General features: G+C 59.9%; 30 protein-coding genes. 25 read left to right on the top strand and 5 right to left on the bottom strand.

Annotated features, from left to right (window positions below):
* Positions 1-40 precede the first annotated feature (40 nt).
* Positions 41-1,267 carry a cytochrome b/b6 domain-containing protein gene (locus I9185_RS05420; RefSeq protein WP_210092515.1) on the bottom strand — a complete coding sequence of 409 codons (1,227 nt, stop codon included), beginning with the start codon at positions 1,265-1,267 and terminating at the stop codon, positions 41-43.
* Between the two features lie 174 nt (positions 1,268-1,441).
* Here I9185_RS05420 and fabD point away from each other — a divergent pair, with 174 nt between their 5' ends.
* The 7 genes from fabD (at position 1,442) to mltG (ending at position 7,751) form a co-directional block, all read left to right on the top strand.
* Positions 1,442-2,380, top strand: a complete 939-nt coding sequence (fabD, locus tag I9185_RS05415; protein WP_210092514.1) for an ACP S-malonyltransferase — start codon at positions 1,442-1,444, stop codon at positions 2,378-2,380.
* 42 nt (positions 2,381-2,422) lie between these two features.
* The gene (gene fabG, locus I9185_RS05410) at positions 2,423-3,160 is read left to right on the top strand and encodes a 3-oxoacyl-[acyl-carrier-protein] reductase (protein ID WP_152458330.1); all 738 of its coding nucleotides are present in this window, start codon (positions 2,423-2,425) and stop codon (positions 3,158-3,160) included.
* A 206-nt stretch (positions 3,161-3,366) separates the two neighbouring features.
* A complete protein-coding gene (locus I9185_RS05405; protein ID WP_008756330.1) occupies positions 3,367-3,600 on the top strand; it encodes an acyl carrier protein in 234 nt (77 codons plus the stop codon).
* 138 nt (positions 3,601-3,738) lie between these two features.
* Positions 3,739-4,278 (top strand): GNAT family N-acetyltransferase, encoded by a 540-nt coding sequence (locus I9185_RS05400; RefSeq protein WP_210092513.1) that lies wholly within the window; start codon positions 3,739-3,741, stop codon positions 4,276-4,278.
* Between the two features lie 123 nt (positions 4,279-4,401).
* Entirely contained in the window at positions 4,402-5,145 is a 744-nt protein-coding gene (locus I9185_RS05395; protein ID WP_171631644.1) for a 1-(5-phosphoribosyl)-5-[(5-phosphoribosylamino)methylideneamino] imidazole-4-carboxamide isomerase, read from the top strand.
* A gap of 182 nt (positions 5,146-5,327) precedes the next feature.
* Positions 5,328-6,593 carry a beta-ketoacyl-ACP synthase II gene (fabF, locus tag I9185_RS05390; RefSeq protein ID WP_171631648.1) on the top strand — a complete coding sequence of 422 codons (1,266 nt, stop codon included), beginning with the start codon at positions 5,328-5,330 and terminating at the stop codon, positions 6,591-6,593.
* Positions 6,594-7,751, top strand: a complete 1,158-nt coding sequence (gene mltG / locus I9185_RS05385) for an endolytic transglycosylase MltG (RefSeq protein ID WP_171631652.1) — start codon at positions 6,594-6,596, stop codon at positions 7,749-7,751.
* Positions 7,752-7,832: 81 nt separating this feature from the next.
* Here mltG and I9185_RS05380 read toward each other — a convergent pair whose 3' ends face one another.
* On the bottom strand, positions 7,833-9,098 hold the full coding sequence (locus tag I9185_RS05380) for a DEAD/DEAH box helicase (RefSeq protein WP_210092512.1): 1,266 nt from the start codon (positions 9,096-9,098) through the stop codon (positions 7,833-7,835).
* A gap of 327 nt (positions 9,099-9,425) precedes the next feature.
* Complete coding sequence (locus I9185_RS05375) at positions 9,426-9,797, bottom strand: winged helix-turn-helix transcriptional regulator (RefSeq protein WP_348539713.1); 372 nt, start codon at positions 9,795-9,797, stop codon at positions 9,426-9,428.
* A gap of 204 nt (positions 9,798-10,001) precedes the next feature.
* Between I9185_RS05375 and I9185_RS05370 the strand changes: the two genes are divergently transcribed.
* Both I9185_RS05370 and I9185_RS05365 read left to right on the top strand, forming a co-directional pair.
* Positions 10,002-10,379 (top strand): VOC family protein, encoded by a 378-nt coding sequence (locus I9185_RS05370; protein WP_171204959.1) that lies wholly within the window; start codon positions 10,002-10,004, stop codon positions 10,377-10,379.
* 597 nt (positions 10,380-10,976) lie between these two features.
* A complete protein-coding gene (locus I9185_RS05365) occupies positions 10,977-12,203 on the top strand; it encodes a terminase family protein (protein ID WP_210092808.1) in 1,227 nt (408 codons plus the stop codon).
* Between the two features lie 173 nt (positions 12,204-12,376).
* Here the strand turns inward: I9185_RS05365 and I9185_RS05360 are convergent, their stop codons facing one another.
* The gene (locus tag I9185_RS05360) at positions 12,377-12,712 is read right to left on the bottom strand and encodes a hypothetical protein (RefSeq protein WP_210092510.1); all 336 of its coding nucleotides are present in this window, start codon (positions 12,710-12,712) and stop codon (positions 12,377-12,379) included.
* A gap of 404 nt (positions 12,713-13,116) precedes the next feature.
* Between I9185_RS05360 and I9185_RS05355 the strand changes: the two genes are divergently transcribed.
* The 16 genes from I9185_RS05355 to I9185_RS05275 all read left to right on the top strand — a co-directional run bounded on the left by I9185_RS05355 (position 13,117) and on the right by I9185_RS05275 (position 25,791).
* Positions 13,117-14,277, top strand: coding sequence for a phage portal protein (locus I9185_RS05355; RefSeq protein ID WP_210092509.1), 1,161 nt, complete (start codon positions 13,117-13,119; stop codon positions 14,275-14,277).
* The gene (locus I9185_RS05350; RefSeq protein ID WP_152458319.1) at positions 14,270-14,488 is read left to right on the top strand and encodes a hypothetical protein; all 219 of its coding nucleotides are present in this window, start codon (positions 14,270-14,272) and stop codon (positions 14,486-14,488) included. Before I9185_RS05355 ends, I9185_RS05350 begins: the two co-directional genes overlap by 8 nt.
* Before the next feature lie 26 nt (positions 14,489-14,514).
* Positions 14,515-15,060 carry an HK97 family phage prohead protease gene (locus I9185_RS05345; RefSeq protein WP_209832759.1) on the top strand — a complete coding sequence of 182 codons (546 nt, stop codon included), beginning with the start codon at positions 14,515-14,517 and terminating at the stop codon, positions 15,058-15,060.
* Between the two features lie 34 nt (positions 15,061-15,094).
* A complete protein-coding gene (locus tag I9185_RS05340; protein WP_210092508.1) occupies positions 15,095-16,273 on the top strand; it encodes a phage major capsid protein in 1,179 nt (392 codons plus the stop codon).
* A gap of 170 nt (positions 16,274-16,443) precedes the next feature.
* Complete coding sequence (locus I9185_RS05335; RefSeq protein WP_210092507.1) at positions 16,444-17,043, top strand: head-tail connector protein; 600 nt, start codon at positions 16,444-16,446, stop codon at positions 17,041-17,043.
* The gene (locus I9185_RS05330; RefSeq protein WP_210092506.1) at positions 17,040-17,378 is read left to right on the top strand and encodes a phage head closure protein; all 339 of its coding nucleotides are present in this window, start codon (positions 17,040-17,042) and stop codon (positions 17,376-17,378) included. The genes I9185_RS05335 and I9185_RS05330 overlap by 4 nt, the downstream gene beginning before the upstream one ends.
* Positions 17,375-17,788, top strand: coding sequence for a DUF3168 domain-containing protein (locus I9185_RS05325; protein ID WP_210092505.1), 414 nt, complete (start codon positions 17,375-17,377; stop codon positions 17,786-17,788). The genes I9185_RS05330 and I9185_RS05325 overlap by 4 nt, the downstream gene beginning before the upstream one ends.
* A gap of 20 nt (positions 17,789-17,808) precedes the next feature.
* Positions 17,809-18,222 (top strand): phage major tail protein, TP901-1 family, encoded by a 414-nt coding sequence (locus tag I9185_RS05320; RefSeq protein ID WP_171723060.1) that lies wholly within the window; start codon positions 17,809-17,811, stop codon positions 18,220-18,222.
* 4 nt (positions 18,223-18,226) lie between these two features.
* Positions 18,227-18,547 carry a gene transfer agent family protein gene (locus I9185_RS05315; RefSeq protein ID WP_210092504.1) on the top strand — a complete coding sequence of 107 codons (321 nt, stop codon included), beginning with the start codon at positions 18,227-18,229 and terminating at the stop codon, positions 18,545-18,547.
* On the top strand, positions 18,544-18,753 hold the full coding sequence (locus I9185_RS05310) for a rcc01693 family protein (protein ID WP_210092503.1): 210 nt from the start codon (positions 18,544-18,546) through the stop codon (positions 18,751-18,753). The genes I9185_RS05315 and I9185_RS05310 overlap by 4 nt, the downstream gene beginning before the upstream one ends.
* Positions 18,740-19,402 (top strand): phage tail tape measure protein, encoded by a 663-nt coding sequence (locus tag I9185_RS05305; protein WP_210092502.1) that lies wholly within the window; start codon positions 18,740-18,742, stop codon positions 19,400-19,402. The genes I9185_RS05310 and I9185_RS05305 overlap by 14 nt, the downstream gene beginning before the upstream one ends.
* Positions 19,403-19,417: 15 nt before the next feature.
* Positions 19,418-20,050: a DUF2460 domain-containing protein gene (locus tag I9185_RS05300; RefSeq protein WP_209832772.1), complete on the top strand. Its 633-nt coding sequence runs from the start codon at positions 19,418-19,420 to the stop codon at positions 20,048-20,050.
* Positions 20,050-20,937: a DUF2163 domain-containing protein gene (locus I9185_RS05295; protein WP_210092501.1), complete on the top strand. Its 888-nt coding sequence runs from the start codon at positions 20,050-20,052 to the stop codon at positions 20,935-20,937. Before I9185_RS05300 ends, I9185_RS05295 begins: the two co-directional genes overlap by 1 nt.
* Entirely contained in the window at positions 20,934-21,380 is a 447-nt protein-coding gene (locus I9185_RS05290) for an NlpC/P60 family protein (RefSeq protein WP_210092500.1), read from the top strand. The genes I9185_RS05295 and I9185_RS05290 overlap by 4 nt, the downstream gene beginning before the upstream one ends.
* Positions 21,380-25,495: a glycoside hydrolase/phage tail family protein gene (locus I9185_RS20350; RefSeq protein WP_245223414.1), complete on the top strand. Its 4,116-nt coding sequence runs from the start codon at positions 21,380-21,382 to the stop codon at positions 25,493-25,495. The genes I9185_RS05290 and I9185_RS20350 overlap by 1 nt, the downstream gene beginning before the upstream one ends.
* Positions 25,495-25,791: a hypothetical protein gene (locus I9185_RS05275; protein WP_210092499.1), complete on the top strand. Its 297-nt coding sequence runs from the start codon at positions 25,495-25,497 to the stop codon at positions 25,789-25,791. Before I9185_RS20350 ends, I9185_RS05275 begins: the two co-directional genes overlap by 1 nt.
* Here I9185_RS05275 and I9185_RS05270 read toward each other — a convergent pair.
* Positions 25,772-26,110: a TraR/DksA C4-type zinc finger protein gene (locus tag I9185_RS05270; protein WP_210092498.1), complete on the bottom strand. Its 339-nt coding sequence runs from the start codon at positions 26,108-26,110 to the stop codon at positions 25,772-25,774. The genes I9185_RS05275 and I9185_RS05270 overlap by 20 nt on opposite strands.
* Positions 26,111-26,177 lie beyond the last annotated feature (67 nt).

Here is a 26,177-nt window from a genome sequence, read left to right as displayed (position 1 = left end):
AAACCGCCGGTGATCCTGTCACCGGCGGTATTTTTTGGCATTACTGACTGCGGGACGCGGCGAGTTCCACAGCGACGGTGACGATGAAGCCGAGCGAGTCTTCGGTGGGCTGCGATGCGCCGATGCCGAAATCCAACCTGTTCAGATCAACCGAGCCTGTCATGGTCGCGGTGTCGTCCTGAAGGTCCAGTGAAAACGGGAGTATGATATCGATCGTCTTGTCGCGGATTGTCAGTGGTCCGCGTGCCTCATATCCGCTTTCGGTTTTGGAAAGGTCAGCCGTGAACTGGGCCGTCGGAAACTGGGCGTTGTTGAAGAAATCCGCACCCATGGCCTGTTCGGTTACGGTTCCGAGGCTGAGAGACCCTGTTGCGATCGTGACCTCGACGGACCCGGCCGGGCCAGGCTCGGCAGGGTCGTCAAAAGCAATTGCGGCTGTCCAGTCGGAAAACGAGCCGGTGACCGGGCTACCCAATTGGGAAATCGTGATGGACAGGGTGCCGTTCTGAACCTGCCAGTCTGATTGCACCTCGGCCAGTTGGACGTCGGCGTCATCATCGTCGGCCTCACGCGCAAATTCGCCAGAGACCCAGCCGCCGGTGAGGACAAGCGCCCAAACGGCCACCGCGGCGACGGCGGGCACAAGGGAATGATGCTGGTGTGGAGGCTCCGGTGCGTCCGACCCACCCGGCAACATCCTGCGCAACGTGCTGTCTTTGTCTATGACGTGATGCTTCAACGCTCCGGCAACATGCAGGACCAGCGCGCCGACGAGCGTCCACATGAACAGCCAATGCAGAACGCCTGTCACCTCGGCCACAATGGTTGATTTCGCTACAAAAGGCAGATTTTGGCCGAAGGGCCAGAGGATTGGAGCAAACCCTTCGGTTGCGGCGTGGTGCACCCAACCGGTCAGTGGCACAAGCACCAGTGACCCATAAAGAAGCCAGTGGACGGTTTCGGCGGCAAAAGCCTCGGGCTTGTTGTCGGCATTCAGCAGGCCGGGCTTGGTTTGCGTGAAGGCCCACACTATCCGAGCCAAAGCAACGAAGAACACGGTGACGCCTATGGTTTTGTGCAATGAGAACATGCGCGCCGCGCGTGCGATTTCGGCCTCGCTTGGGGCTGTGGAGGCATGCAAGACAGCATGGGCCAGGTTGTCCGCGATCCAGCCGAGCGGCAGGGCCGTGAAGATCAGCAACGCGGTGAGCCAGTGAAACGTCTTTGCGACACTTCCGTAGCTTGAGAAGGAATTGGTCGAGGCCATGGGTGCAACGCTCCGAGATTCTGTGCTGCGCCCAAGTTAAGGTTATCGGAAGTCGGCACAAGTAAGCGCTTGTGCACAGCCAAGGTGCCAGAATGCAGAACACAGGCAGTGCTTGTGCCAGACGTTCAGTCAGTTTACACCCCGCCGCAACCTGACATCATCCATGAGGTTGCAATGACACTCGCGTTCGTTTTTCCAGGGCAGGGCGCCCAGACCATCGGTATGGGCAAAGCACTGGCCGATGCCTATCCGGCGGCGCAGGCCGTCTTCGATGAGGTGGACGAGGCACTGGGAGAGAAGCTGAGCAGATTGGTCTGGGAAGGCGACATCGCCGACTTGACGCTGACTCAGAACGCCCAGCCTGCTCTTATGGCGACATCCATGGCGGCAATGCGTGCGCTGGAAGCCGAAGGCGTTTCGGTTGGTCAGGCGGCTTTCGTGGCGGGTCATTCCTTGGGTGAATACTCGGCCCTTGCGGCAGCGGGGGCTCTGTCGGTTGCGGACACCGCGCGCTTGCTGCGCACCCGCGGTCTTGCGATGCAAAGTGCCGTACCGGTGGGCGAGGGCGCAATGGCGGCCATTCTTGGATTGGACCTGGAGGCGGTGCGCGCCGTTGCAGAAGAAGCCGCGCAGGGACAGGTCTGTCAGGCTGCCAATGACAACGATCCAACCCAGGTCGTTGTGTCCGGTTCCAAGGCCGCTGTCGAGCGTGCCGCCGAGATTGCCAAGGAAAAAGGCGCAAAACGTGCTGTTATGTTGCCTGTAAGTGCTCCATTTCACTGTGCGCTGATGCAGCCCGCGGCAGATGTCATGGCGGAAGCGCTTGCTGCCGTCGAGATAAAGGCGCCTTCCGTGCCTTTGGTGGCCAATGTGCGCGCCGAAGCCGTCAGTGATCCGGATCTGATACGTCAGTTGCTGGTGGAACAGGTGACGGGTTCGGTTCGCTGGCGGGAAAGCGTTCAGTTCATGGCCGCGCAGGGCGTGACTGAAACGTGGGAAATCGGTGCTGGCAAAGCGTTGTCCGGCATGATCCGCAAGATCGATCGTGCCATTGCAGGCAAGGCAGTGGGCACACCGGAAGATGTTCAAAAGGCCATTCAGGCCGAATCGTAAGCTCAAAAAGCGTCGTGGCCGACGCACCAAGAGGAAAACCGAATGTTTGATTTGACAGGTAAGAATGCGCTGATCACCGGTGCTTCGGGCGGTATCGGAGGCGACATTGCACGTGCGTTGCACGGTGCTGGCGCAGCGGTCGGATTGTCCGGTACACGTGTCGAGCCATTGCAGGCTCTGGCAGACGAACTGGGCGAACGCGCGCATGTGTTGCCTTGCAATCTGAGCGATCCGGAGGCCGTCGAAGCGTTGCCAAAGCAAGCGGCCGAGGCGATGGGATCGGTGGATATCCTGGTGAACAATGCGGGTATCACGCGCGACAACCTGTTCATGCGCATGTCCGATGAGGAATGGCAGAGCGTTATTGACGTGAACATGACCTCGACGATGAAACTGTGCAAAGGTGTGATCCGCGGCATGATGAAGTCACGCTGGGGCCGGATCGTGAATGTCTCGTCCGTGGTTGCCGCGATTGGCAACCCGGGGCAGGCCAACTATGCTGCGTCAAAAGCCGGGATGATAGGGTTTTCCAAGGCTTTGGCTCACGAAGTGGCAACGCGCGGAATTACCGTGAATGCCGTGGCTCCGGGCTTTATCACCACGGCAATGACCGAGAAGCTGACCGAGGAGCAGAAAAAGGGTCTGTTGCTCAAGGTTCCGGCGGGTCGCATGGGTGAACCCGAAGAAATTGCAGCGGCTGTACTGTATCTTGCCAGCCCCGAAGCGGGTTATGTTACCGGAAGCACCTTGCATGTGAACGGCGGTATGGCCATGTTGTGATCGCCACAGGGGCAGCGCGAAAGCGTTTGCCTCTTGCGTCGACTATGCTATAGGCGGCGCATCTATGCGGGGCCGGTTGTTCAGGTCGGCCTTCGACTTCCCGGTTCGCCGGGACCCAAACCGCCCGAAACGGGCAAATCAAAGCCAACCCGTGCGGGCAAGGGCAGAATCGGGCAGACCGCCCTGTAAAGGAATGAGGAATAGACATGAGCGACGTCGCAGATCGCGTAAAGAAGATCGTTGTTGAGCACCTGGGTGTTGAAGAAGATAAAGTCGCGGAAAACGCGTCCTTCATCGATGATCTGGGCGCAGACAGCCTGGACACCGTTGAACTCGTCATGGCCTTCGAAGAAGAGTTCGGCATCGAAATCCCCGATGACGCAGCCGAGACCATCCAGACCTTCGGCGACGCCGTAAAGTTCATCAGCGAAGCGTCCTAAGCGTTTCCCTCTGAACAAATGCGGCGCTTCCGGGCAACGGAGGCGCCGTTTTTTTTTGCTTGTTCAAAATTCATGCTTGCGCGGTCATTTTTGGATGCGCACTGTTTCCATTGAGGCAAAATTCAAAGTGGACAGGGCATGATAAGATCCACTCCCATGATAAATACCGCGCGTTTGACGCTGTGTGCCATGCGCCCGGAGGACTTTGACCGGTTCGCCGAGATCTGGAGAGATCCGTGCGTCGTTCAGCATATTGGCGGCTCACCCCGATCGCGCGGAGAAGCATGGGATTCCTTTTTGCGCAATGCCGGGCATTGGCACATGGCCGGGTTTGGACAATGGGGTGTGCTGCAACAATCGGATCGAAAGCTGATCGGACAGGCCGGTTTCTTTTACGGAAACCGCCGGATGGGCGAGGATTTCGATGGGTTTCCCGAGGCGGGTTGGGTTCTGGCGCCCGAGGCGCAGGGGCAGGGCCTGGGGTATGAGGCGGCCAAGGCAGCGCATGACTGGTTTGACCGGGTGATTCCCGGGCCTTTGGTTGCGATGGTGAATGCGTCCAACGCCTCGTCGCAGAAGCTTGCCAAAAAGCTGGGCTATGTATTGATGCGGGAAGGGGTGTATAATAAAACCCCGGTGCATTTGCTTCGGCGCAACGGGCCACCTGCGCTCGCGTAAATCCGCCACTTCGACACTATGCCGCAAAATGGCCAAACTGTGCCGATCCCGGTGATATTGGGAGGGCGTTCCAGGTGTATGCTGCCGGGGATTTTCAGAGCGATTGAGCGGAGGACCGAGCTCATGAGGATATACCCCACTATGGAGTTGCAGAACGGCCGGTGTGTCACGTTGGACAAAGGTCGTTTGGACAACGCTATGATTTGGCACGTAAACCCGGTTGAAACGGCGCGAAGCTGGGCCGAAGCGGGTGCCGAATGGATGCACCTGACTGATTTCGATGCGATAGAGGGCAAAGATACCAACGTCGAATTGATTGAAGAGATTATCCGCGCGGCCGAAATCCCGGTTCAGTTGGCAGGTGGCATGCGGACCCGCGAACAGGTCGAGCGCTGGATCGACAAGGGCGTCGGTCGCGTCGTGATAGGGACGCTGGCAGCGCGCGAGCCGAAGCTGGTCAAGGAATTGGCCACGCTCTACCCGGATCAAATCGTGCTGTCGGTCGATGTCTGGCAAGGTTTTGTAATGACGGATGGCTGGCGCAGCCAAAGCGTATTCACGCCCGAAGCGTTTATCGACGCGTTCGAGGGGGCGCCGTTTGCTGCTATCGTGGTGACCGATATCGACAGCGATATGGAGGACGTCGAAGCTCAACTTGGTTTGATCTCGGGGATCGCCAGTCAGTCGCGCACCCCGGTGATAGCAAGCGGGGTTGTACGTACCGCGGATGACATCTCGCGGCTGGCGTATATTCCCAATATCTCGGGTGCGATCGTGGGGCGTGCATTGTTTCGCAAGACACTTGACCTGACGGATGCTCTGGAAATGGCAAAATCGGCGCATGAGCCGGTGGCACAGTTCCAATAAATACGCTTCGCCCTTTCAACCGGAATCGTGAAAGGGCGGCGCCGATTTCCGTAACCCAAAGCGGTACTGCTTCGGTTACCCGGCGGTGGGAAGCCCGCATGAAATCGCCGTTGCTCTTGCCCCCGGACCCCGGGCCGGGGTAAGAGCGGTTCTCATAACAGGAAGCAGGCAAGAGGCACTTCATGCGCAGAGTCGTTGTAACCGGTCTTGGATTGGTCACTCCTTTGGCCAGCGGGGTCGAGGAAACCTGGTCGCGGCTGCTGGACGGAGAGTCCGGCGCTGGTCCCATCACGCATTTTGATGCGGAAGGCAGTGGTGTCACCACGACCTACGCCTGTGAGGTGCCCCGCGGGGACGGAACCAACGGGACCTTCAATCCCGATGACTGGATGCCGCCGAAAGAGCAGCGCAAGATCGAGGACTTTATCCTGTATTCCATCGCAGCCGCTGAAATGGCGTGCAAGGATGCGAACTGGTTGCCGGAAGATGAAGAGGACCGCCTGCGAACAGGTGTTCTGATCGGTTCTGGCATCGGGGGGTTGGGTTCGATCGCGAATACCGCCAATCTGATCCGCGACAAAGGCCCGCGCCGGGTTTCACCGTTCTTTATTCCGGGTGCTCTGATCAACCTGGCATCAGGTCAGGTGTCGATCCGGCATGGCTTCAAGGGGCCGAACCATTCGGTCGTGACGGCGTGTTCCACCGGTGCCCATGCAATCGGTGACGCCAGCCGTATCATTCGGGCAGGGGACGCAGACGTCATGGTCGCTGGTGGCGGCGAAGGCTGCATCTGCGAGATCGGCATCGCCGGGTTCAACGCATGCAAGGCGTTGTCGACCAAATATGCGGATAATCCAAAGGCGGCCAGCCGACCCTATGACGTTGACCGCGACGGATTCGTCATGGGCGAAGGTGCGGGCATCGTCATCCTGGAAGAGTATGAACACGCGAAGGCCCGCGGTGCGAAGATTTACGCCGAGGTGCTGGGCTATGGCATGTCGGGCGACGCATATCACATCACGGCACCGTCCGAGGACGGTGACGGGGCAGAACGTTCGATGAAAGCCGCGTTGCGCAGCGCGGGGCTGGAGCCGAAGGACCTGGATTACATCAACGCCCATGGCACCTCGACCATGGCGGATACGATCGAACTGGGTGCGGTCGAACGTCTGCTGGGAGACCACGCCGCGAACGCCACCATGACGTCGACCAAATCGGCAACCGGTCACCTTTTGGGTGCAGCGGGGGCGATCGAGGCAATCTTCTCGATTCTGGCGATCCGCGATCAGGTCGCACCTCCGACGATCAACCTGGACAACCCCGCGGTGGAGACACCGATTGATCTGGCCCCGAACGCCAAGCGTGAGCGCGAGATCAACGTGGCCCTGTCGAACTCGTTCGGGTTTGGCGGCACCAATGCCAGCGTGATCTTCGGAAAGGTCAACTAAATGTGGCGGGCCATTGCTTCGAACGCGCTGACCATTCTGGTGGTCGGCCTGTTTCTGATGGGAGGACTGATCCTTTGGGGTCAGACCCAGTACAAGGCCGAAGGCCCGCTTGAAACCGCAATCTGTCTTCAGGTCAGAAGCGGATCGAACATGACACGTGTCAGTCAGGAACTGGAAGAGCAGGGCGCGATCCGCAGTGCCACGATCTTTCGGATGGCCGCCGATTACACGGATCGGGCGCAGCAGTTGAAAGCCGGCAGCTTTCTGGTGCGGGAAGGCGCGTCGATGGAGCAGATCATCGACGAAATTACCAGCAGCGGTGCCAGCACCTGTGGATCCGAGATTGAGTATCGTATCGGTGTGACGCGTGCTCAGACCCGTGTGCGCGAGTTGAACCCAGCGACCCTGGATTTCGTCGAAATCGCGTCGTTTGATCCGTCGGAAGAAGAGGTGCCTGAGGCCTATACCGAGAAACGCAACGAGGCGGACACCCGTTACCGCGTGTCGCTGGCCGAAGGTGTGACCTCGTGGCAGGTGGTCCAGGCGTTGAAGGCGTTCGACGCATTGACAGGTGAGGTGACCGAGATCCCGGCCGAAGGGATGCTGGCGCCTGACAGTTACGATGTTGTGGCGGGCCTGGACCGTAACGACATTTTGCAGGCGATGCAGGACAAGCAACAATTGCGGATCAACGCCGTTTGGGAAAGCCGTCAGGACGGGTTACCGCTGCAAAGTCCCGAAGAAATGCTGATCCTTGCGTCGATCATCGAAAAGGAAACCGGAGTTCCGGAAGAGCGCGGGCAAGTGGCCAGTGTTTTTGTGAACCGGCTGAAACAGGGGATGCGGTTGCAGACGGACCCGACCGTCATCTATGGCGTCACCAAAGGGCAAGGCACGTTGGGGCGCGGGCTGCGCCGCAGCGAGCTGAACCGACCAACCCCATGGAACACCTATCAGATAGACGGTTTGCCGCCGACGCCGATTGCCAATCCGGGCTTGGCCAGCCTTGAAGCTGCTGTTGCGCCGGATGACACGGATTTCGTGTTCTTCGTTGCCGATGGCACGGGTGGCCATGCATTTGCCGAAACTTTGCAGGAGCACAATCGCAATGTCGCCAAATGGCGCGAGATTGAGGCAGAGCAGAATTCGGGAAATTGATCTGAACGAAAAATGGTTTCGTTCATCGTGTTGCGCCAACGCCGGTCATTGAACCGGCGTTGGCTTTTTTGTGTTCCGATCTTAGGCCGCCGGACGTTTGCTGCGTGGACGACGCCGTTTGTTTGCTGCGGGTTTTCCCTCCCCGTTGGCGGGCTTGGGTTTGAACCCCCGGCGACGGTTGTTCGGGCGGCGCGCCGGTTTTTCAGGTTGCACGGCTTCGGGCATCGCGCCACTGGCAACTGAAATCTCGATCTTCATCAGCTTTTGAATCTGGCGCAGCAGATCAACTTCTTCCGCGGAACAGAAGGCGATGGCTTCGCCCTCGCGCCCTGCGCGGGCGGTGCGCCCGATACGGTGGACGTAGTTGTCAGGCACCTCGGGCAGGTCGAAGTTGATCACGTAGGCGACGCCCGGGATGTCGATGCCCCGGGCGGCAACGTCGGTGGCGACCAGTATGTTGATTTCGCCCGCGCGAAACGCCTTGATGGCACGATCGCGCTGACCCTGGCTTTTGTTGCCGTGGATGGATGCGGCGTTGTAGCCATCGGCCACAAGCCCTTTCATCAGCCGTTCCGCGCCATGTTTGGTGCGGGTAAAGACCAGTGTCAGAGCGTCCACATCTTTTGACAGGATTTCACGCAGCTTGGCTGGTTTCCCGGGCTTGGAAACGAAGTGCAGAGACTGCGTAATCTTGTCGGCGGCTTTGCCCGGAGGCGAGACCTGCACCCGCTGCGGGTTGGTCAGGTAAGCACGGCTGAGCTCTTCCATCTGCTTCGGCATGGTGGCCGAAAACAACATGGTTTGGCGTGGGGTGCCCAGTGCCGGAGCGATTTTTCGCAGTGCATGGATAAAGCCCAGGTCAAGCATCTGGTCTGCTTCGTCCAGCACCAGATGGCGTACCGCTCCGAGGTTTACCGCGCCCCGCTCCATCAGATCTATCAGGCGGCCCGGTGTGGCGACCAGAATATCGGTGCCACGGGAAAGGAACATTATCTGCTTGTTGATCGATTGGCCGCCGACGACGGTGGCCACACGCAGCTTGGTGCCTTTCGTCAAGGTGCGGAGGCTGTCGGCGATTTGATTCACAAGTTCCCGGGTGGGCGCCAGGATCAGCGCTTTAGCGGTTTTCGGGTCGGGCTTGCCGGGTTGGGCCAGAAGGTGATCGATCAGAGGCAGGCCAAAAGCCAAGGTCTTTCCGGTGCCGGTTTGCGCCAGTCCCAGAATGTCGTGACCATTCAGAGCAAGCGGAATCGCCTGGTTCTGGATCGGGGTGGGTTGAGTGAAATTGGCACGTTTGAGTGCCTCGTTCAGTGCCGGGGCAAGGCCCAGCATATCAAAGTCGAACAAATAACTATCCTTTTGCCGCCCGGAGCGTTTGCCCGCGGACAGGTCATGAAGGGTCGCGCGTTGGCGACCGGCAGGGGTTGTGCGAGACCTCGGGACGAGCAGGCGTATCCTGCGCCATCCGGCCGTCGCGTCAAGAACCCTGCGTGATGGGGAACTGGAATGATGAGTTGGCGCTGTGGGGCGGACGAGGTCCGCTTGGGCTCACGCATCAGCGCTGTGATGTGGGGCACATGAGGGTTCCGCCATGGAATGTCAAGCGCTGGCAAGCCTTCTGGTGGTCTTCTGAGTCGAACAAGGCACTGTTCGCGGCACCAGACTGCCATTGAATTACAGTGTTAAACCAACGGCCCTGTTGATCGCCATTCCAGTATTCACGGCCTGATAGGTTGGAAATGGCATCCTCTCGGCGGTATGAATGTCGCGTCGGATCCAGTTTTGTGCTTCCAACTGGTGAAGGGATGAGGACAACGCCCGATCTGTAATGACCGAAAGACCTGATTTGATGGCCGAGAAACGATGAGGGGTGCTTGCCAACGCCAGAACTGGCACAGTCCAGGATTTTCGCAGAAGTCTGATTTCATCCTCAGAGCGGGCGGTGGTAATTATCTTGCTGGCGATCGTGGCAGCCTCGGTCCCGCATGGCGTTAGTCGAAATTCTGGACGTAGAGGGTGCCCATGGCCGGGATTTCTTTCGATCATTCCAAGTTCAATAAGATGAGCAAGGCTGGCTGCAAAGGCGGTTCGGCTTGCGTCGGTCGCTGCCAGAAGCGGGGCTTGTCGGCCCGGAACTTTGGCGTGCAGCAGCGCAAGAATTTTCAGGCACCAAGCCCGCGACGTCAGCTTGACAAGTGTATCTATGTCCATAAAGTATAGTAAATATATTTTTCAAAAAGGAAAAGCCTTATGTCGCTCGTTTCATTGAAGAACACCATCACACTTGCGATGTCCGTTCGGGATCGACATGCCAGTGCGGAATGGTACGCCGCCAAGCTGGGATTCGAGCTTATCCACCACATTGATGAAGCAGGATGGAGCGAATTGCGAACCAATGTCGACCGAGTCACTTTGGGACTGGGCGAACAGGCCGAAGCCTCTCCGGGGAATTGCGTGCCTGTCTTCGAAGTCGCGGATATCGCGGAGGCGCGTGGAAAGTTGGAACTTGCAGGCGTGGAATTTGACGGTGAAACGGACACGATTGAGGGGATGGTCAGCACGGCAACGTTTTATGATCCGGATAGGAATGCGCTGATGCTGGCGCAGGATTTGACAGGCCAGAGCTGAGAGTAAGAGGTAAAGAAAAACCCAAAACAGCGACCGCTGCGTGTTGCCTCGGAGTTGCGTAACGCATTGACTTTGCGGACTTAATCCTATATATCTTGTGACATGCTAGAAGAAGTGGGCAGCGGCCCCGGGGCGACCCGGTGGCCGTTTTTTTGCTTCTCTCGTGCGGAGAAAACTCACGCATGAGGTCACAGGCAAACATGACTTTGATTACCCCGGAAGAGCGGATTTCCCAGACGGCTGAATTGTTGCAGTCGCTTGAGAGGTCCATTCGCGATCTGCGGCAAGCGGCGGAAGAACTGCGCAAACAGATCGGAGCCGGGGAGGATGCAGATCTTGCTGGTTCAGCCAAGCAACTCGGGCAGTTAGAGGGGCTGATCCGAAGTTGTCAGAAAGTGGAGACAAGCTTTGTCGAACAACATCACAGACAAGCCGGAATTGCCCAAGGAGGGTACGCGCTCGATCTTGACCGAGCTCGGTTTGAAGTCGGGTGCAGGCTGGCTCGCCTCCGCGCCTGTTACGGTGCAGAACAGATTTCTGAGTGAGATCGGGGAGGGAGGGCTGTGTGCCCTCCCTTTCCTGTTCGAATTCTGGGCGATGCCGCATCAGCTGCCACCCGAGGGTGACTGGCGGTCCTGGGTGATCATGGGCGGGCGCGGTGCGGGCAAGACGCGCGCCGGGGCCGAGTGGGTGCGGTCGATGGTCGAGGGGTCTTTGCCATTGGATAAGGGCCAGGCCTGTCGGGTGGCTTTGGTTGGTGAGACCTTCGATCAGGTACGCGATGTGATGATCTTTGGCGACAGCGGGATATTGCAATGTTCGCCCCCGGATCGGCGACCCACGTGGAAGGCATCTGAGCGCAAGCTGATCTGGCCCAACGGGGCCGAGGCTCAGGCGTTTTCGGCACATGATCCCGAAGGGCTGCGCGGGCCGCAGTTCGATGCGGCCTGGGTGGATGAGCTGGCCAAGTGGAAGAAAGCGGGCGAGACCTGGGACATGCTGCAATTTGCGCTGCGTTTGGGCGAGAGGCCCCGGGTCTGCGTGACCACGACGCCGCGCAATGTGAAGGTGCTGAAGGATCTGCTGGCGTCGCCCTCCACGGTGCAGACCCATGCACCGACCGAGGCGAACAGAGCCAATCTGGCGGCGTCGTTTCTGGAGGAAGTGCGCGCGCGCTATGCCGGCACGCGGCTGGGGCGGCAGGAGCTGGACGGGGTGTTGCTGTCGGATGCGGACGGCGCGCTGTGGACGGGTTCGATGCTTGAGGCGGCGCGCTGCGCACAAGTGCCCGAATTGGATCGCATCGTGGTGGCGCTGGACCCGGCGGTGACGTCCGGGTCAGGCGCGGATGCCTGCGGGATCGTGGTGGTTGGCGCGCAAGTGCAAGGCCCGCCCGAGGCGTGGCGCGCCTATGTGCTGGCTGACCGGACGGTGCAGGGCGTTGGCCCGGCGGGCTGGGCGCAGGCGGCGATTGACGCGATGGATGAGTTCGAGGCCGAGCGGCTGGTGGCCGAGGTCAATCAGGGTGGGCAGTTGGTGGAAGAGGTCGTGCGGCAGGTGGACCCTCTGGTCCCGTTCCGGCCGGTGCGTGCGTCACGTGGCAAGGTCGCGCGGGCAGAGCCTGTGGCGGCCCTGTATGAGCAGGGACGGGTGTCGCATGTTGCCGGGTTGGACGCGCTGGAGGAGCAGATGTGCCAGATGACCGCGAGGGGGTTCGAAGGGCAGGGCTCACCCGACCGGGTCGATGCTCTGGTCTGGGCGTTGCATGAGTTGGTTGTGGGGCCTGCGGGGGGGTATCGGCGGCCCAGGGTGCGGGCGTTGTGAACTTAGCGATCGGGAAGGAATGACGACAACAAAGCTCTAACCAAGCTTTACTATTAACTGTTTGCGGCTGGTTTCTGGAGATTTGACAGTGTAAAGGCTGAGCTATGCAAAAGGTCATAATAACTAGTACCAACAGATTTGATCTAAAAGATATTCTCGCCCCCAACGAAAAGCTACTTTGGTCGGGTGAACCGGGATATGGCCGCAAGTTCTTTCAGGCTGTAGGTGATGAGCGGAAGATCCATGTTTTCCTGTTGATCGCTTCGGTCGTCATGTGGGCTACTATTCCATTCATCGATGCCGATGCCGAGTTTGGCCGCTTTGATGCGTGTTGGATATACGGCGCAATGACGTTCGCTTTCGTTGTCTTTTCGTTTAGCATCGCGAGTCAACGGCACTACGTCCTGTATAACTTGGCCTATTTTGTTACGGACAGCCGGGTAATTGTTTGCCGGCGAGGTAGAAACTGGAGGCTTGGTGTCCGGCTCTATCTCGTTTCGTGTGAACATTCAGCGACGTTTCCGTATTCAATAGTCGATAGCCGCCCTTATCCATCACTTGAATTTGGCATTCTTCTTTCGGAACAGCAGGTGCAACCATTCGGGCTTGGACTATCCCATCCCGGCCATCCGATGCTCTTAGGCAGGACATACTATCCTATACTGTTGGACTATGTTCCGGAGGCTGAGAAACTTCTCATAATGATCCGATCTTGCCTGCATGAAGTTGCGGATTCGACAGGAGTGTCATCAGCATAGGACTTGAAATCGTTTCGGCTGCGTAGCCCCATGTCAATGCAGCTACATCTGTCCCGTTGCCCACCCCCCGTACGCCCCATTCCCGAGGTTTAAACTTCTTTCCGTCATAACTCCTTTCAACAAGCCGGGCAGAGCGGCGGCAGAAAGGAGCACAGATGGTATTCGATTTCTTGCGTCGTGGATCGGCTGAAGCGGCGCCCGAGGCAAAAGCAAGCGCGGCTGGGCCGGTGGTGGCGTGGCAGACGGGCGGGCGCGTGGCCTGGAGCCCCAGGGACGCGGTGTCGCTGACGCGGACGGGGTTTTTGGGGAACCCAGTGGGGTTTCGATCCGTCAAGCTGATTGCCGAGGCGGCAGCGGCGCTGCCTTTGGTGTTGCAGGATCAGGCGCAGCGCTTTGATGCGCATCCGATCCTGTCCCTGATGCGCCGTCCGAATGCGGCGCAGGGGCAAGCGGAGTTGATGGAGGCCTTGTTCGGGCAGTTGCTGTTGTCGGGCAATGCCTATGTCGAGGCGGTTCAGGCCGAAGAAGGGCTGCCGGTTGAGCTGCATGTGCTGCGATCCGACAGGATGAGCGTGGTGCCGGGGGCGGATGGATGGCCCAAGGCGTATGACTATGCGGTTGGCGGCAAGAAGCATCGGTTTGCGGCGGAAGCCATCTGCCATATCAAATCGTTTCACCCTCAGGATGACCACTATGGGTTCTCGCCGATGCAGGCGGCGGCGATGGCGATTGATGTGCATAACAGCGCGTCGCGATGGTCGAAATCGCTGCTGGACAACGCGGCGCGGCCTTCGGGGGCTTTGGTCTGGAAAGGCGATGGCCACGGGGTGATGGCCGAAGATCAGTTCCGGCGTCTGTCAGACGAGATCGAGGCGAACTATCGCGGGGCCCGCAATGCAGGCCGTCCGATGGTTCTGGAAGGGGGGCTGGATTGGAAGCCGATGGGGTTCTCTCCGTCCGATATGGAGTTTCAAAAGACCAAGGAAGCCGCCGTCCGCGAGATCGCGCTGGCCTTCGGTGTCCCGCCAATGCTGCTGGGGATCCAGGGTGACGCGACCTATTCGAACTATCAGGAGGCCAACCGGGCGTTCTATCGCCTGACCGTTCTGCCCCTGGTGACGCGGGTGGCGGCGGCGGTGTCGGACTGGCTGGCGGGCTTTACCGGCGAGAAACTGGTGTTGAAGCCTGACCTGGATCTGGTGCCCGCGCTGTCGGCAGAACGCGACGCGCAATGGGCGCGGGTCAACGGGGCCGATTTTCTGACGGATGCGGAAAAGCGCGCGTTGCTGGGGCTGCCGGAGCGTGCAGATGGGTGAGGGGTATCCCTCGTTCGAGTGCGCGCCAGGTCTGCGTCTGGCCGCGCATGAGCGGGTGGCCGAGATCCAGCATGCACATCTGTGTCGGCGTCTGGATCAGATCGAAGAGATGATGGAGCGGCTGGAGCGCCGGCTGTGGCTGACGGTCTATGGCGTGGCGGCGGTGATCCTGGCACAGGCGTTTCAATCCCTCTTGGTGGTCGCGCCATAAGTTCAATGGGTTACATGGAGAAGTTCATGGATTTAGAGCATAAATTCGCACGGTTCGGCGACGGTTTGTCGGTTACGGATGACGCGGCAATCGAGGGCTATGCCAGCCTGTTTGGGCAGGTCGATCAGGGCAGTGACGTGGTGCAGCGTGGCGCCTATCGCGGCTCGCTTGACAGGCTGGCCAGAGCGGGTCAGCGCGTCAAGATGCTGTGGCAGCATGATCCGGCCCAGCCCATCGGCGTGTGGGACGAAGTGCGCGAGGACGACAAGGGCCTGTGGGTCAAGGGGCGTTTGCTGGAGAGCACGCAGAAGGGCCGCGAGGCGGCAGAATTGATCCGGGCAGGTGCGATGGATGGTCTGTCGATCGGCTACCGCACCAAACGGGCCGTGAAGAATGACAAGGGCCAGCGGGTCCTGACCGAACTGGAGCTGTGGGAGGTGTCATTGGTGACCTTCCCGATGCTGCCCAGTGCGCGGGTGGCGGCGAAGGGAAGGACACCTGACGCCGAGGAAGCCCTGCGCTGTATTGCCGACGTATTCAACGATGCCCGGCAGGAGCTGGCGCGGACCTAGCGCGCCTCAAAACCACTCAGAACAGGACATGCTGATGAGCAAGACCGAAACCCCGGCCTTGACCGGAGAGGGTGCGCCCCTGGTTCAGGAAGTGAAGCGGGCGATGGCTGGCTTCGTGAATGAATTCAGGGGCTTGAAAGTCGAAGTTAACACCAAGCTGCAACAAACAGAAGAGCGACTGACCATGCTGGATCGTAAATCAACAATCGCGGCACGCCCGCATCTTGCCGCTTCGATCGAAGACGGAGCCCCGCATCAGAAGGCATTTGACGCCTATGTGCGGTCCGGCGAAGATGACGGGCTGCGTGGCCTCGAGATTGAGGGCAAGTCCCTGTCAACAGCGGTCAACAGCGATGGTGGCTATCTGGTTGATCCGCAGACTGCCGAGACGATCAAGTCGGTTTTGAACTCGACCGCCTCGATCCGTTCGATTGCATCGGTCGTGAATGTCGAGGCAAATTCGTTCGACGTGCTGATCGATCACACCGATGTAGGTGCGGGCTGGGCTGACGAAAACTCGGCCACAGCGGAGACCGGAACACCGTCGATCGATCGCATCTCGATCCCGCTGCACGAGCTGAGCGCGCTGCCCAAAGCGTCGCAGCGCCTGCTGGATGACAGCGCCTTCGACGTCGAGGGCTGGCTGGCCGGGCGCATTGCCGACAAGTTTGCACGCGCCGAGGCGGCGGCATTCATCAACGGCGATGGCGTCGACAAGCCCAAGGGGTTGATGATCCACCGAGCGGTGCTGAATGATGGCTGGTCCTGGGGCAGCCTTGGCTATGTAGCGACCGGTATTGATGCGGGTATTGATGCGGATGCGATTGTCGATGTGGTTTATGCGCTGGGCGCGCAGTACCGGGTCAACGGGACCTTCGTGATGAATTCGAAGACCGCGGGTGTGATCCGCAAGCTGAAGGACAACGATGGCCGTTTCTTGTGGTCCGATGGTTTGGCCGCAGGTGAGCCGGCGCGACTGATGGGGTATCCGGTTCTGATCGCCGAGGACATGCCGGATGTGGCAACCGACAGTTTCTCGATAGCCTTTGGTGACTTCCAGGCTGGTTACACCATTGCCGAACGTCCTGATCTGCGCGTGCTGCGCGACCCGTTCAGCGCCAAGCCACATGTCCTGTTCTATGCGACCAAGCGCGTCGGCGGCGATGTCAGCGATTTTGCTGCGATCAAGCTGGTGAAATTCGGCACCGCCTAACGCGGGCTGAATCCGGGGGGCCCTGGCCCCTCGGACGGCGGGCGCGGGCCGGAGTGAGATCCTCTGCGTTGTCTAGCTGTTCCCCTCCGTCCGAGCAACGTGGGGCGGCGCGTGCCCGCCATTTTCCAAGGATGGGGCCCTGGAGGGGTCCGAGATTGCGGAGTGAGTGGATGATGTTGATCGAAGAGACCGCCATCGCGGATGCGGCGCTGCCGGTGGAACAATTCAAGGCGCATCTGAGGTTGGGCACGGGCTTTGCCGAGGATGATGTGCAGAATGAAGTGTTGAAGGGGTTCCTGCGGGCCGCCATCGCGGCGATCGAGGCGCGTACTGGCACGGTTCTGATCACTCGGGATTTCTCGTGGAGTTTGAACAGGTGGCGCGACCCGTCGGGCGAAGTGCTGCCTGTGGCCCCGGTGGTTTCAGTGCAGGCCGTGACGCTGACTGACAAACAAGGAGCTGAAACAGTTGAGGACGCCGCGACCTATCGGCTGGAGCATGATAGTCAGCGGCCCCGGATCCGCCCATTGGGATTCAGCCTGCCTGCCATCGAAACGGGTGGTTCCGTAAAGATTTCGTTTGTCGCGGGGATGGCGCAGGATTGGGTCGGGTTGCCTGCCGATCTTGGGCAAGCCGTGCTGCTGCTGGCGGCGCATTACTATGAATACCGGGATGAAACCTCATTGGGCGCTGGATGTATGCCCTTTGGTGTCACCAGCCTGATCCAGCGCTATCGCATGGTGCGTTTCGGGGCGGGGGTATCGCAATGAATACACCGCATCTGAACCGTAAGTTGGTGCTGGAGGCGCCCATGCGAAGTGCTGATGGGGCGGGAGGCTATACCGAAACATGGGCTGCGATAGGGACACTGTGGGCCGAGGTGACGGCGCGCAGTGGGTCCGAACGGCAGATCGCCGGAGCGTCTGTGTCGCGTGTCGGGTACCGCATCGTGGTACGCGGAGCGCCCATGGGATCTTCGATGCGCCCCGCGCCAGATCAGCGGTTTCGCGAGGGAAATCGCTGTTTCGTAATCCGGGCCGTGGCCGAGCATGACCCGCGCGGCAAGTTCCTGACCTGTTTCGCAGATGAAGAGGTGGCGGCATGAGCTATGGCGTTTCCGCCGCTTTGCAGGCGGCCGTGTATCAACAGCTTTCAGCGGACGCAGCAGTCAGCAGCCAATCGGGGGGCGCGATCTATGATGCCGTACCCGCAGGAACCGTGCCGCAGACCTATGTGACGCTGGGCTCCGAAGAGGTGCGGGACGCGTCGGACCGAACAGGCGCGGGCGCGATACACCGCTTCACCGTTTCGGTGGTGTCCCAAGAGGCAGGGTTCGGTGCTGCCAAAACACTGGCCGGCGCGGTGTGTGACGCGCTGGAAAACGCGCCACTCAACCTGGGTCGCGGGCGTTTGGTGGGGCTGTGGTTCGAGCGGGCCTCGGCCCGGCGCACTGGGACCGGCGGCACCATCCGCCAGATCGACCTGAAGTTCCGCGCCCGCGTGGAAGATGACTAAGCAATCAACGGAGAGAGCACATGGCTGCCCAGAACGGAAAAGACCTGTTGGTCAAAATGGATATGAACGGTACCGGCCTGTTCCAGACCATCGCGGGGCTGCGGGCCACGCGCATAAGTTTCAATGCTGAAAGTGTGGATGTCACCAGTCTGGAAAGCCAGGGTGGATGGCGCGAGCTTTTGTCCGGGGCGGGGGTCAAATCGGCTTCGATCTCTGGCTCGGGCGTGTTCAAGGATGCTGGCACGGATGAACGCGCGCGGCAGTTGTTCTTTGATGGCGAAACTCCAGCCTTTCAGGTCATCATCCCTGATTTCGGGATTGTAGAAGGCCCGTTCCAGGTGACCAGCATCGAGTACGCGGGCTCGCACAACGGTGAGGCGACCTATGAGATGAGCATGGCCAGTGCCGGTGCTCTGACCTTCACGGGGCTTTGATCCGATGGCCAATCCGTGGACAGGCGAGGTGGCGCTGATCATCGATGGCGAGCAGCGGGTGCTCAAACTGACGCTTGGTGCTTTGGCGGAGTTGGAGCAGGAGCTGAATGCTGGGTCGCTGGTTGAGCTGGTGCAGCGGTTTGAGGGCGGTGCGTATTCCAGTGCGGATGTTCTGGCGCTGATCGTTGCCGGTTTGCGGGGCGGTGGCTGCCACATTGCCCGGACCGACCTTATGCATGCCGAGATCGAAGGCGGCCCCATGGCTGCCGCCAGAACCGCAGCCGAATTGTTGGCGCGCGCCTTCATGGTGCCGGAGGGCGCATGAGCGGGTTCGACTGGCCTGTCCTGATGCGGGCCGGATTTCTGGGGCTGCGACTGACGCCGGATCAATTCTGGCGTCTGACCCCGGCAGAGCTGCGGCTGATGCTGGGGCAGGGTTCCGGAGCGCCCACAATGAACCGGGCGGGGTTGGACGCTTTGCTGGCGGCCTATCCGGACAAGACACAAGGAGAGCGTGATGACAGATCGTGACGGGATTGATGACCTGCAAGAACGAGGCGAAGCGTTAGGCGATTCCCTCGGCGATGCTGCGACTATGGCGGCGGCGTTTGACAGCCAGATGAAGCGCATCAGCGCCGCATTTGAAGAAACCGGCAAGGATGTCGCCACGCTGGAGCGCGGCATGTCCAGCGGATTGCGCAAGGCCTTCGATGGTGTCGTTCTGGATGGGATGAGCCTTTCCGGTGCGTTGGATATCCTGAAGAACTCTTTGATCCAAACGGCTTATGCGGCTGCGATCAAGCCGGTGACGGACCACTTTGGCGGCATGCTGGCCAACACGGTCGGCGGGTTGGTGAAGGGAATTCTGCCCTTTGCCGATGGCGGAAGCTTCAGCCAGGGCCGGGTGATGCCCTTCGCCAATGGTGGTGTGGTCAGCGGCCCGACCATGTTTCCCATGCGCGGCGGCACCGGGCTGATGGGAGAAGCCGGGCCAGAGGCGATCATGCCGCTTGCGCGCGGGGCCGATGGCAAGCTGGGCGTGCGGACGCAAGGCGCCGGGCGTGCCGTGAATGTGGTGATGAACATTTCGACACCTGACGTGCAGGGGTTCCGCCGCTCTCAGGGGCAGATTGCGGCCCAGATGAGTCGCGCGCTGGGGCGCGGCAATCGCAACAGGTAAATCAGGGAGCAGCTGATGAATTTCCACGAGGTAAGATTTCCCGCCAGCCTGAGCTTTGGCTCGGTCGGGGGGCCGGAACGGCGCACGGACATCGTGACGCTGGCCAATGGATTTGAAGAGCGCAACACGCCCTGGGCCCATTCGCGCCGCCGATATGATGCGGGGTTAGGGATGCGGTCGCTGGACGATATCGAGACATTGATTTCGTTCTTCGAAGCACGACAGGGCCAGATGTTCGGCTTTCGCTGGAAAGACTGGTCGGATTTCAAATCCGGCAAGGCCACGGCGGACACCAGTTTCGGAGATCAGGTGATCGCCAAAGGCGACGGAACACGCACCGAATTCCAGTTGATCAAGACATACCAATCGGGCGGAGTAAGCTATGCGCGCCCCATCGTAAAACCGGTACTGGGGACGGTGCGTCTGGGGCTGGATCAGGATGAGGTCCGTGAGGGCGTGGATTTTGACGTTGATCTGACGACGGGCAAGGTCACGTTTGCGGACCCGCCGCTGGAAGAGGTCGATATCACCGCGGGTTTTGAATTCGACGTGCCGGTGCGTTTTGACACTGACAAAATCCAGACCAGTGTTGCCAGTTTTCAGGCCGGCGACGTACCGAACGTTCCAGTGATCGAGGTGCGCATCTGATGGCTGAAGATATCAAGGGCCTGCACGCGCATCTGCAAAGCGGGTTGACAACGGTCTGCCGCTGTTGGGCGATCAAGCGCACGGACGGTCAGGAATACGGTTTCACCGACCACGACAGGGAGCTGAGTTTTGACAGGTTGACCTTCAAGGCAAGTACCGGCCTGACGGCCGCCGCCATCGAGCAGGCCACGGGCCTGTCCATCGACAACACAGAAGCGATGGGCGCACTGTCTGACGCGGCCATTCGCGACGAGAATATCGAAGCGGGGCGTTTTGACGGGGCCGAAGTGCGCGCCTGGCTGGTCAATTGGGCAGATCTGGATCAGCGCATCCTTCAGTTCCGTGGTTCAATCGGTGAGTTGCGCCGCTCTGGCGGCGCGTTCCATGCGGAATTGCGTGGCCTGACCGACTTGCTGAACCGCCCTTTGGGGCGTGTTTACCAAAAGCCGTGCACGGCTGTGTTGGGGGATCGGGCCTGCCGGTTCAACACCGACACGCCGGGGTATTGGTTCAACGGTGTGATCTCGGGTTTCGATAGCGGCACCCTTTTGCATGTTGCAGGAGGTCAGACCATTGAAGAAGGCTGGTTCGAACGGGGGCGCATGGATGTTTTGTCCGGTTCTGCCAAGGGGTTGTGGTCTTCGATCAAGAACGACAGGCAGACGGCAACCGGGCGCGAGATCACGCTTTGGTCCGGTTTCGGGGCAAGCCTGGCGATCGGCGACAGTGTGAAACTGCGGGCAGGATGCGACAAGCGCATGGAAACCTGCCAGTTCAAGTTCAACAACTTTCTGAATTTTCAAGGGTTTCCAGATCTTCCAGGCGAAGACTGGGTCATGGCTGTTCCCAAGAAAAGCAAAACCAATAGCGGAGGCAGCTTACGGTGACGATACGTAGAGAGGATATTGTGACAGAGGCGCGCAATTGGCTTGGAACGCCTTATGTGCATCAGGCCTCGGTCAAAGGTGCCGGTGCGGATTGTCTGGGCCTGTTGCGCGGCGTTTGGCGCGCCGTGATCGGGCGGGAACCTGAATCTGTTCCGGCCTACAGCATGGACTGGTCCGAACCGCAGGGCGAGGAACGGATGTGGGTGGCTGCCAGGCGGCATCTGGTCGAAAAACCAATAGGCAAGATGGCATCGGGGGATGTTCTGCTGTTTCGGATGCGCGACGCAAGCGTCGCCAAGCATCTGGGCATCGTCAGTACTACGCACCCCGAACCCCGCTTTATTCACGCGTATTCCGGCCACGGCGTGGTGGAAAACGCACTGAGCAGGCCTTGGTGCCGCCGTATCGTTTCCTGTTTCGAATTCCCGATGGAGATGCATTGATGGCCACTATTCTTCTTTCTGCAGCCGGGGCCGCGCTGGGCGGTTCGATCGGGGGCACGGTTGCGGGCCTTTCAACCGCAATTATCGGTCGGGCTGTTGGTGCGACGGTCGGGCGGATCCTTGATCAGAAGTTCTTTAACCAGTCCGTTATGGGCAGTGGCAGTGAAGTCGTCGAAACCGGTCGCATGGATCGGTTTCGGTTGACGGAAACCGGCGAAGGTGCGCCGGTGACCACCGTGTTTGGCCGTATGCGTGTGGGCGGTCAGGTCATTTGGGCTTCGGATTTTCTGGAGACCCAGACAACGACCACAGAGGGTGGCGGCGGCGGGGGCAAGGGGAAACCCAAGACCCCTGAGGTGACTACCGTCACGTACAGTTACTCGATTTCGCTGGCGATTGCGGTTGGCGCCGGTGAGATCGCCGATGTCGCGCGCATTTGGGCGGATGGAGAAGAACAAGATCGATCCGGCTTCAATATGCGGGTTTACCATGGCACGTGGGACCAGTTGCCGGACCCGCTGATCGAGGCGATTGAAGGCGCCGGAACGGTTCCGGCTTATCGCGGAACCGCCTATGTCGTGATCGAGGACTTCCCGCTCGGCGCTTTTGGCAACCGGGTGCCGCAGTTTTCATTTGAAGTTGTGCGCCCCACGCAGCGGGACATGCCCGATCACGACAGTGCATTGCCTCAGATCGTGCGCGGGGTCGCCATGATACCGGGGACCGGGGAATACGCTCTGGCCAGCTCTCAGGTGAATTATTCACAATCTGGCAAGAGCTGGCCTGCCAACGCATATTCCGCGTCCGGCACCTCGGATCTTGTCTCCTCGACCCGAGCGCTGGAAAGCGAGTTGCCCAATTGCGATGCCGCATCTTTGGTGGTGTCGTGGTTCGGCGATGACCTGAGATGCGGACACTGCAAGATCCGGCCAAAGATCGAACAGCGTGAGATCGACAGCAGCGACATGCCCTGGATCGTATCTGATCAGGCCCGAAGCGACGCCGGGCTTGTGGTGCGACAAAACGGCCGCCCGGTCTATGGGGGGACACCGGCCGATGTGGCCGTGGTCGAGGCGATCCGCCATCTGAACCAATCCGGCAAGCGGGTAATGTTTTACCCCTTTATCCTGATGGAGCAATTGACGGGGAACGGGCTGCCTGATCCCTGGTCGGATGCGTCAAGTCAGCCTCACCTGCCATGGCGTGGGCGGATCACCCTGGATGTGGCGCCGGGGCGTCCCGGTTCCGCGGACCAGACGGCATCGGCCGATGCACAGGTCGCCGCGTTCTTCGGAACAGCACGTGCGCAGGATTTTGCGATCAACCAGGATACGAACGGATCGGGCGGCACCGGCGGTGGCTCGGGTGGTCAGGTCAGGCCTAGACCGGGTGGTCGGCCTGACGACAGAGGGGATACCGGTTTAACTTGGGTCTCCGGGGGCGGTACCTTTGGCGGGCTGCTGGGGGACAGCGGCGTCACGGCCAAAGAAATCATCCAATATTCCGGCCCTCAGGAATGGAGCCTGCGGCGTTTCATTCTGCACTATGCCATGCTGTGCAAGGCTGCCGGCGGCGTTTCGTCATTCTGCATCTCGTCGGAGATGCGTGGCCTGACCCAGATCAGGGGGGCTTCGGGCTTTCCGGCCGTTGCGCAGCTTCGCGCCTTGGCGACCGAGGTGCGTCAGATTCTGGGGCCGGACACGAAAATCGGCTATGCAGCGGATTGGAGCGAGTATTTCGGATACCAGCCAAAAGGCACCAGCGACAGGTATTTTCACCTCGACCCTCTTTGGGCGGACGACAACATCGATTTCATCGGCATCGACAACTACATGCCGTTGTCCGATTGGCGTGACGGTGAACACCATCTGGACGCCGAGGCCGGCGCGCCTTCGATTTACGACCTGGGGTACCTTCGCAGCAATATCGAAGGCGGTGAAGGGTATGACTGGTACTACGCCTCTCCGGAAGAGGCGGAAGCGCAGATCAGGACTCCGATCGAAGATCAGGGGCATGACGAGCCGTGGATCTGGAGATACAAGGACCTGCGCAACTGGTGGTCGAATCCGCATCACGAACGGATCGGAGGTGTGCGTCAATCCAATCCGACCGATTGGGTGCCCGCATCGAAACCGATCTGGTTCACCGAGTTGGGGTGTGCGGCAATCGACAAGGGCACGAACCAGCCGAACAAATTCCTGGACCCGAAGTCATCGGAATCGCTGTTGCCCGCGTATTCAAACGGGCTGCGCGACGACTTCATTCAGGTTCAGTATCTGACGGCGATGCTTGGCTATTGGAGCGATCCGAAGATCAATCCGATCTCGGATATCTACGGCGCGCCGATGCTGGACATGGCAAACGCGTATGTCTGGGCATGGGATACCCGTCCGTTTCCGACCTTTCCGAACCTGAAAAGCCAGTGGGACGATGGCGAGAACTATCCCAGAGGGCACTGGCTGAACGGTCGGTCCGGGTCTCGTACGTTGGCCTCCGTGGTGACCGAAATCTGCCACGGTGCAGGTGTCACGGATATAGACGTCTCTGGTCTGTACGGTGTGGTTCGCGGGTATGTCATCGAAGACGTGACGAACGCCCGTTCCGCCTTGCAGCCGCTGATGCTGCGCTATGGGTTTGATGCGATCGAAAGGGATGGAGTGTTGAAGTTCCAGATGCGCGACGGGTACGGCGCAGTTGCCTTGAACCCCGACCATCTGGCGATCAGCAGCGATCTTGAGGGCACGGTCGAACACCGGCGCGAGGCCGAGGCCGAAATGACCGGGCGCGTTCGTCTGCGCTTTGTTCAGTCGGACGCGGATCATGATGTCGTCGCGGAAGAGGCGGTTTTGCCCGATGATCGCACCCATTCCGTATCGGTGAATGAGATGCCCCTGTCCATGACCCGCACCGAGGGGCGGCAAACAGCCGAACGCTGGTTGAGCGAAGCCAGAGTTTCCCGCGATACGGTTCGGTTTGCGCTTCCGCCGTCTCAAATGCACCTGGGGGCAGGGGATCTGGTTCGTTTGACAGACGCTGAAACCGGGCCGGTTTACCGGATTGACCGGTTGGAATCCGCTGACCTGCAACTGGTTGAAGCGGTCCGGATCGAACAGGGCGTTTACAAAGCGTCCGAATTGAATGACGACCCGGCAACGGTCAAACCCTATGCCGCGCCGGTCCCCGTTCTGCCGGTCTTTCTGGATCTGCCCTTGATCACGGGGGCCGAGGCCCCTCACGCGCCCTATCTGGCCGTTACCGGAGATCCATGGCCCGGGGCGGCAGCGGTCTATTCCTCGTCCAGCGACGATAGCTATCGCCTGAGCGACGTCATTGCCCAGCGGGCCGTGGTCGGCGTGACCGAAACACCGCTGAGACGCGCCAGTATCGGTGTCTGGGATGAGGGCCCTGCCTTGAAGGTCAAACTGCTTGCAGGTCAGTTGGAATCCCGCCCGCGCAGCACGGTGATGAATGGCGTCAATCTGGCTGCAATCGGTGACGGAACACCCGGTAACTGGGAAGTTTTTCAGTTCTCTGACGCGGCGCTCGAGGCCCCGGATGTATACGCATTGTCCGGGCGGCTCAGGGGTCAACTGGGAACAGACGCTTTGATGCCTGATGTATGGCCGGATGGATCAGTATTCGTTCTGCTCAATGACAGGGTGCAACAGATCAGCCTGCTGCGAAACGAAAGACGTCTTGCCAAACACTATCGCATTGGGCCTGCGACCCGCGGCTATGATGATCCGTCCTATCAACACCTGATTGCCTCGTTTGCAGGCAACGGATTGCGCCCGTACGCGCCTGTGCACATGCGGGTTCGGTCTGGTGCCGCCGGGGATGAGCTTACGTGGATTCGACGTGCCCGAACGGATGCAGACGACTGGTCGGGGCTGGAGATTCCCCTGGGCGAAGAAAGCGAATCCTATCTGGTCCGTGTCATTGCGGGTGGAACCGTTCTGCGTGAAGAACTGACATCCGAACCAAGGTGGACCTATTCGACAGCCATGAAAGCGGCGGATGGTCTGTCTGGGGGCTATGAGGTCGAAGTGGCCCAGGTATCTGCTGTATTCGGACCGGGTGCTTGGTCGCGTCTTGCGGTTGGGCAAGCTGCCTGATGCGGCCGGTTCTGCATGGGGATGTCAGTGCTGCGGCGCGCGCCTTGCTGGCCGTGCCGCAGCCGGACAGGGGGGCTTTGTGTGTGCGGATGATCCACGAGGCGGAATTGGCGGACAGGCATTTGGAGCGCAACGGCAAGCTCCACCCGGTTTACGGCAATGGTTCACTCATGGCCGTTGCGCGAAACAGGACACTGGCAGATGAACCCGGGTTTGACGATCTGCAATATTGTCAGTGTTTTGAGATGGTTCTGCACCAGCTTGCCAGATTTCAGGCTAGCCGGACGCGCAGCTGACGCATTTGCTGGCGGCCAGATCCAGAGTCAGCCGCCCATCCGGAATACGCTCGCCGCAGTCCTCGCAATATCCGAACTCGCCCCTTTCAAGCCGTTCCAACGCGGCCAGAAGCCGGCGTGTTTCCACATCGCGATTGGCCTGCTGTGCCTTGGCCATGGCCTGGTTTTGCAGCGCATCCATGCGGCTCAGCCGTCCAACGGCCTGTTGATCCAGTTCGACTATGGCCTGAGCCTGCTGTCCCGAGGCTGACACCTCTTGCAATTCCGCCAATCGTTCGCGAATTCGTGTTTCGAAATGGGTGCGCTCTGACTCATTCATTTTCGTTACATGACCGATCATGGGTTTGCGTTTGGTCTTTTTGCCACTAAATGGCATTCTAGGCGCA

The organism is Ruegeria sp. HKCCSP346 (assembly GCF_017872595.1).
Classification (GTDB): domain Bacteria; phylum Pseudomonadota; class Alphaproteobacteria; order Rhodobacterales; family Rhodobacteraceae; genus Ruegeria.
The sequence above is the reverse complement of the archived record's forward strand: the minus strand, read 5'-3'. Positions and strand labels throughout refer to the sequence as shown.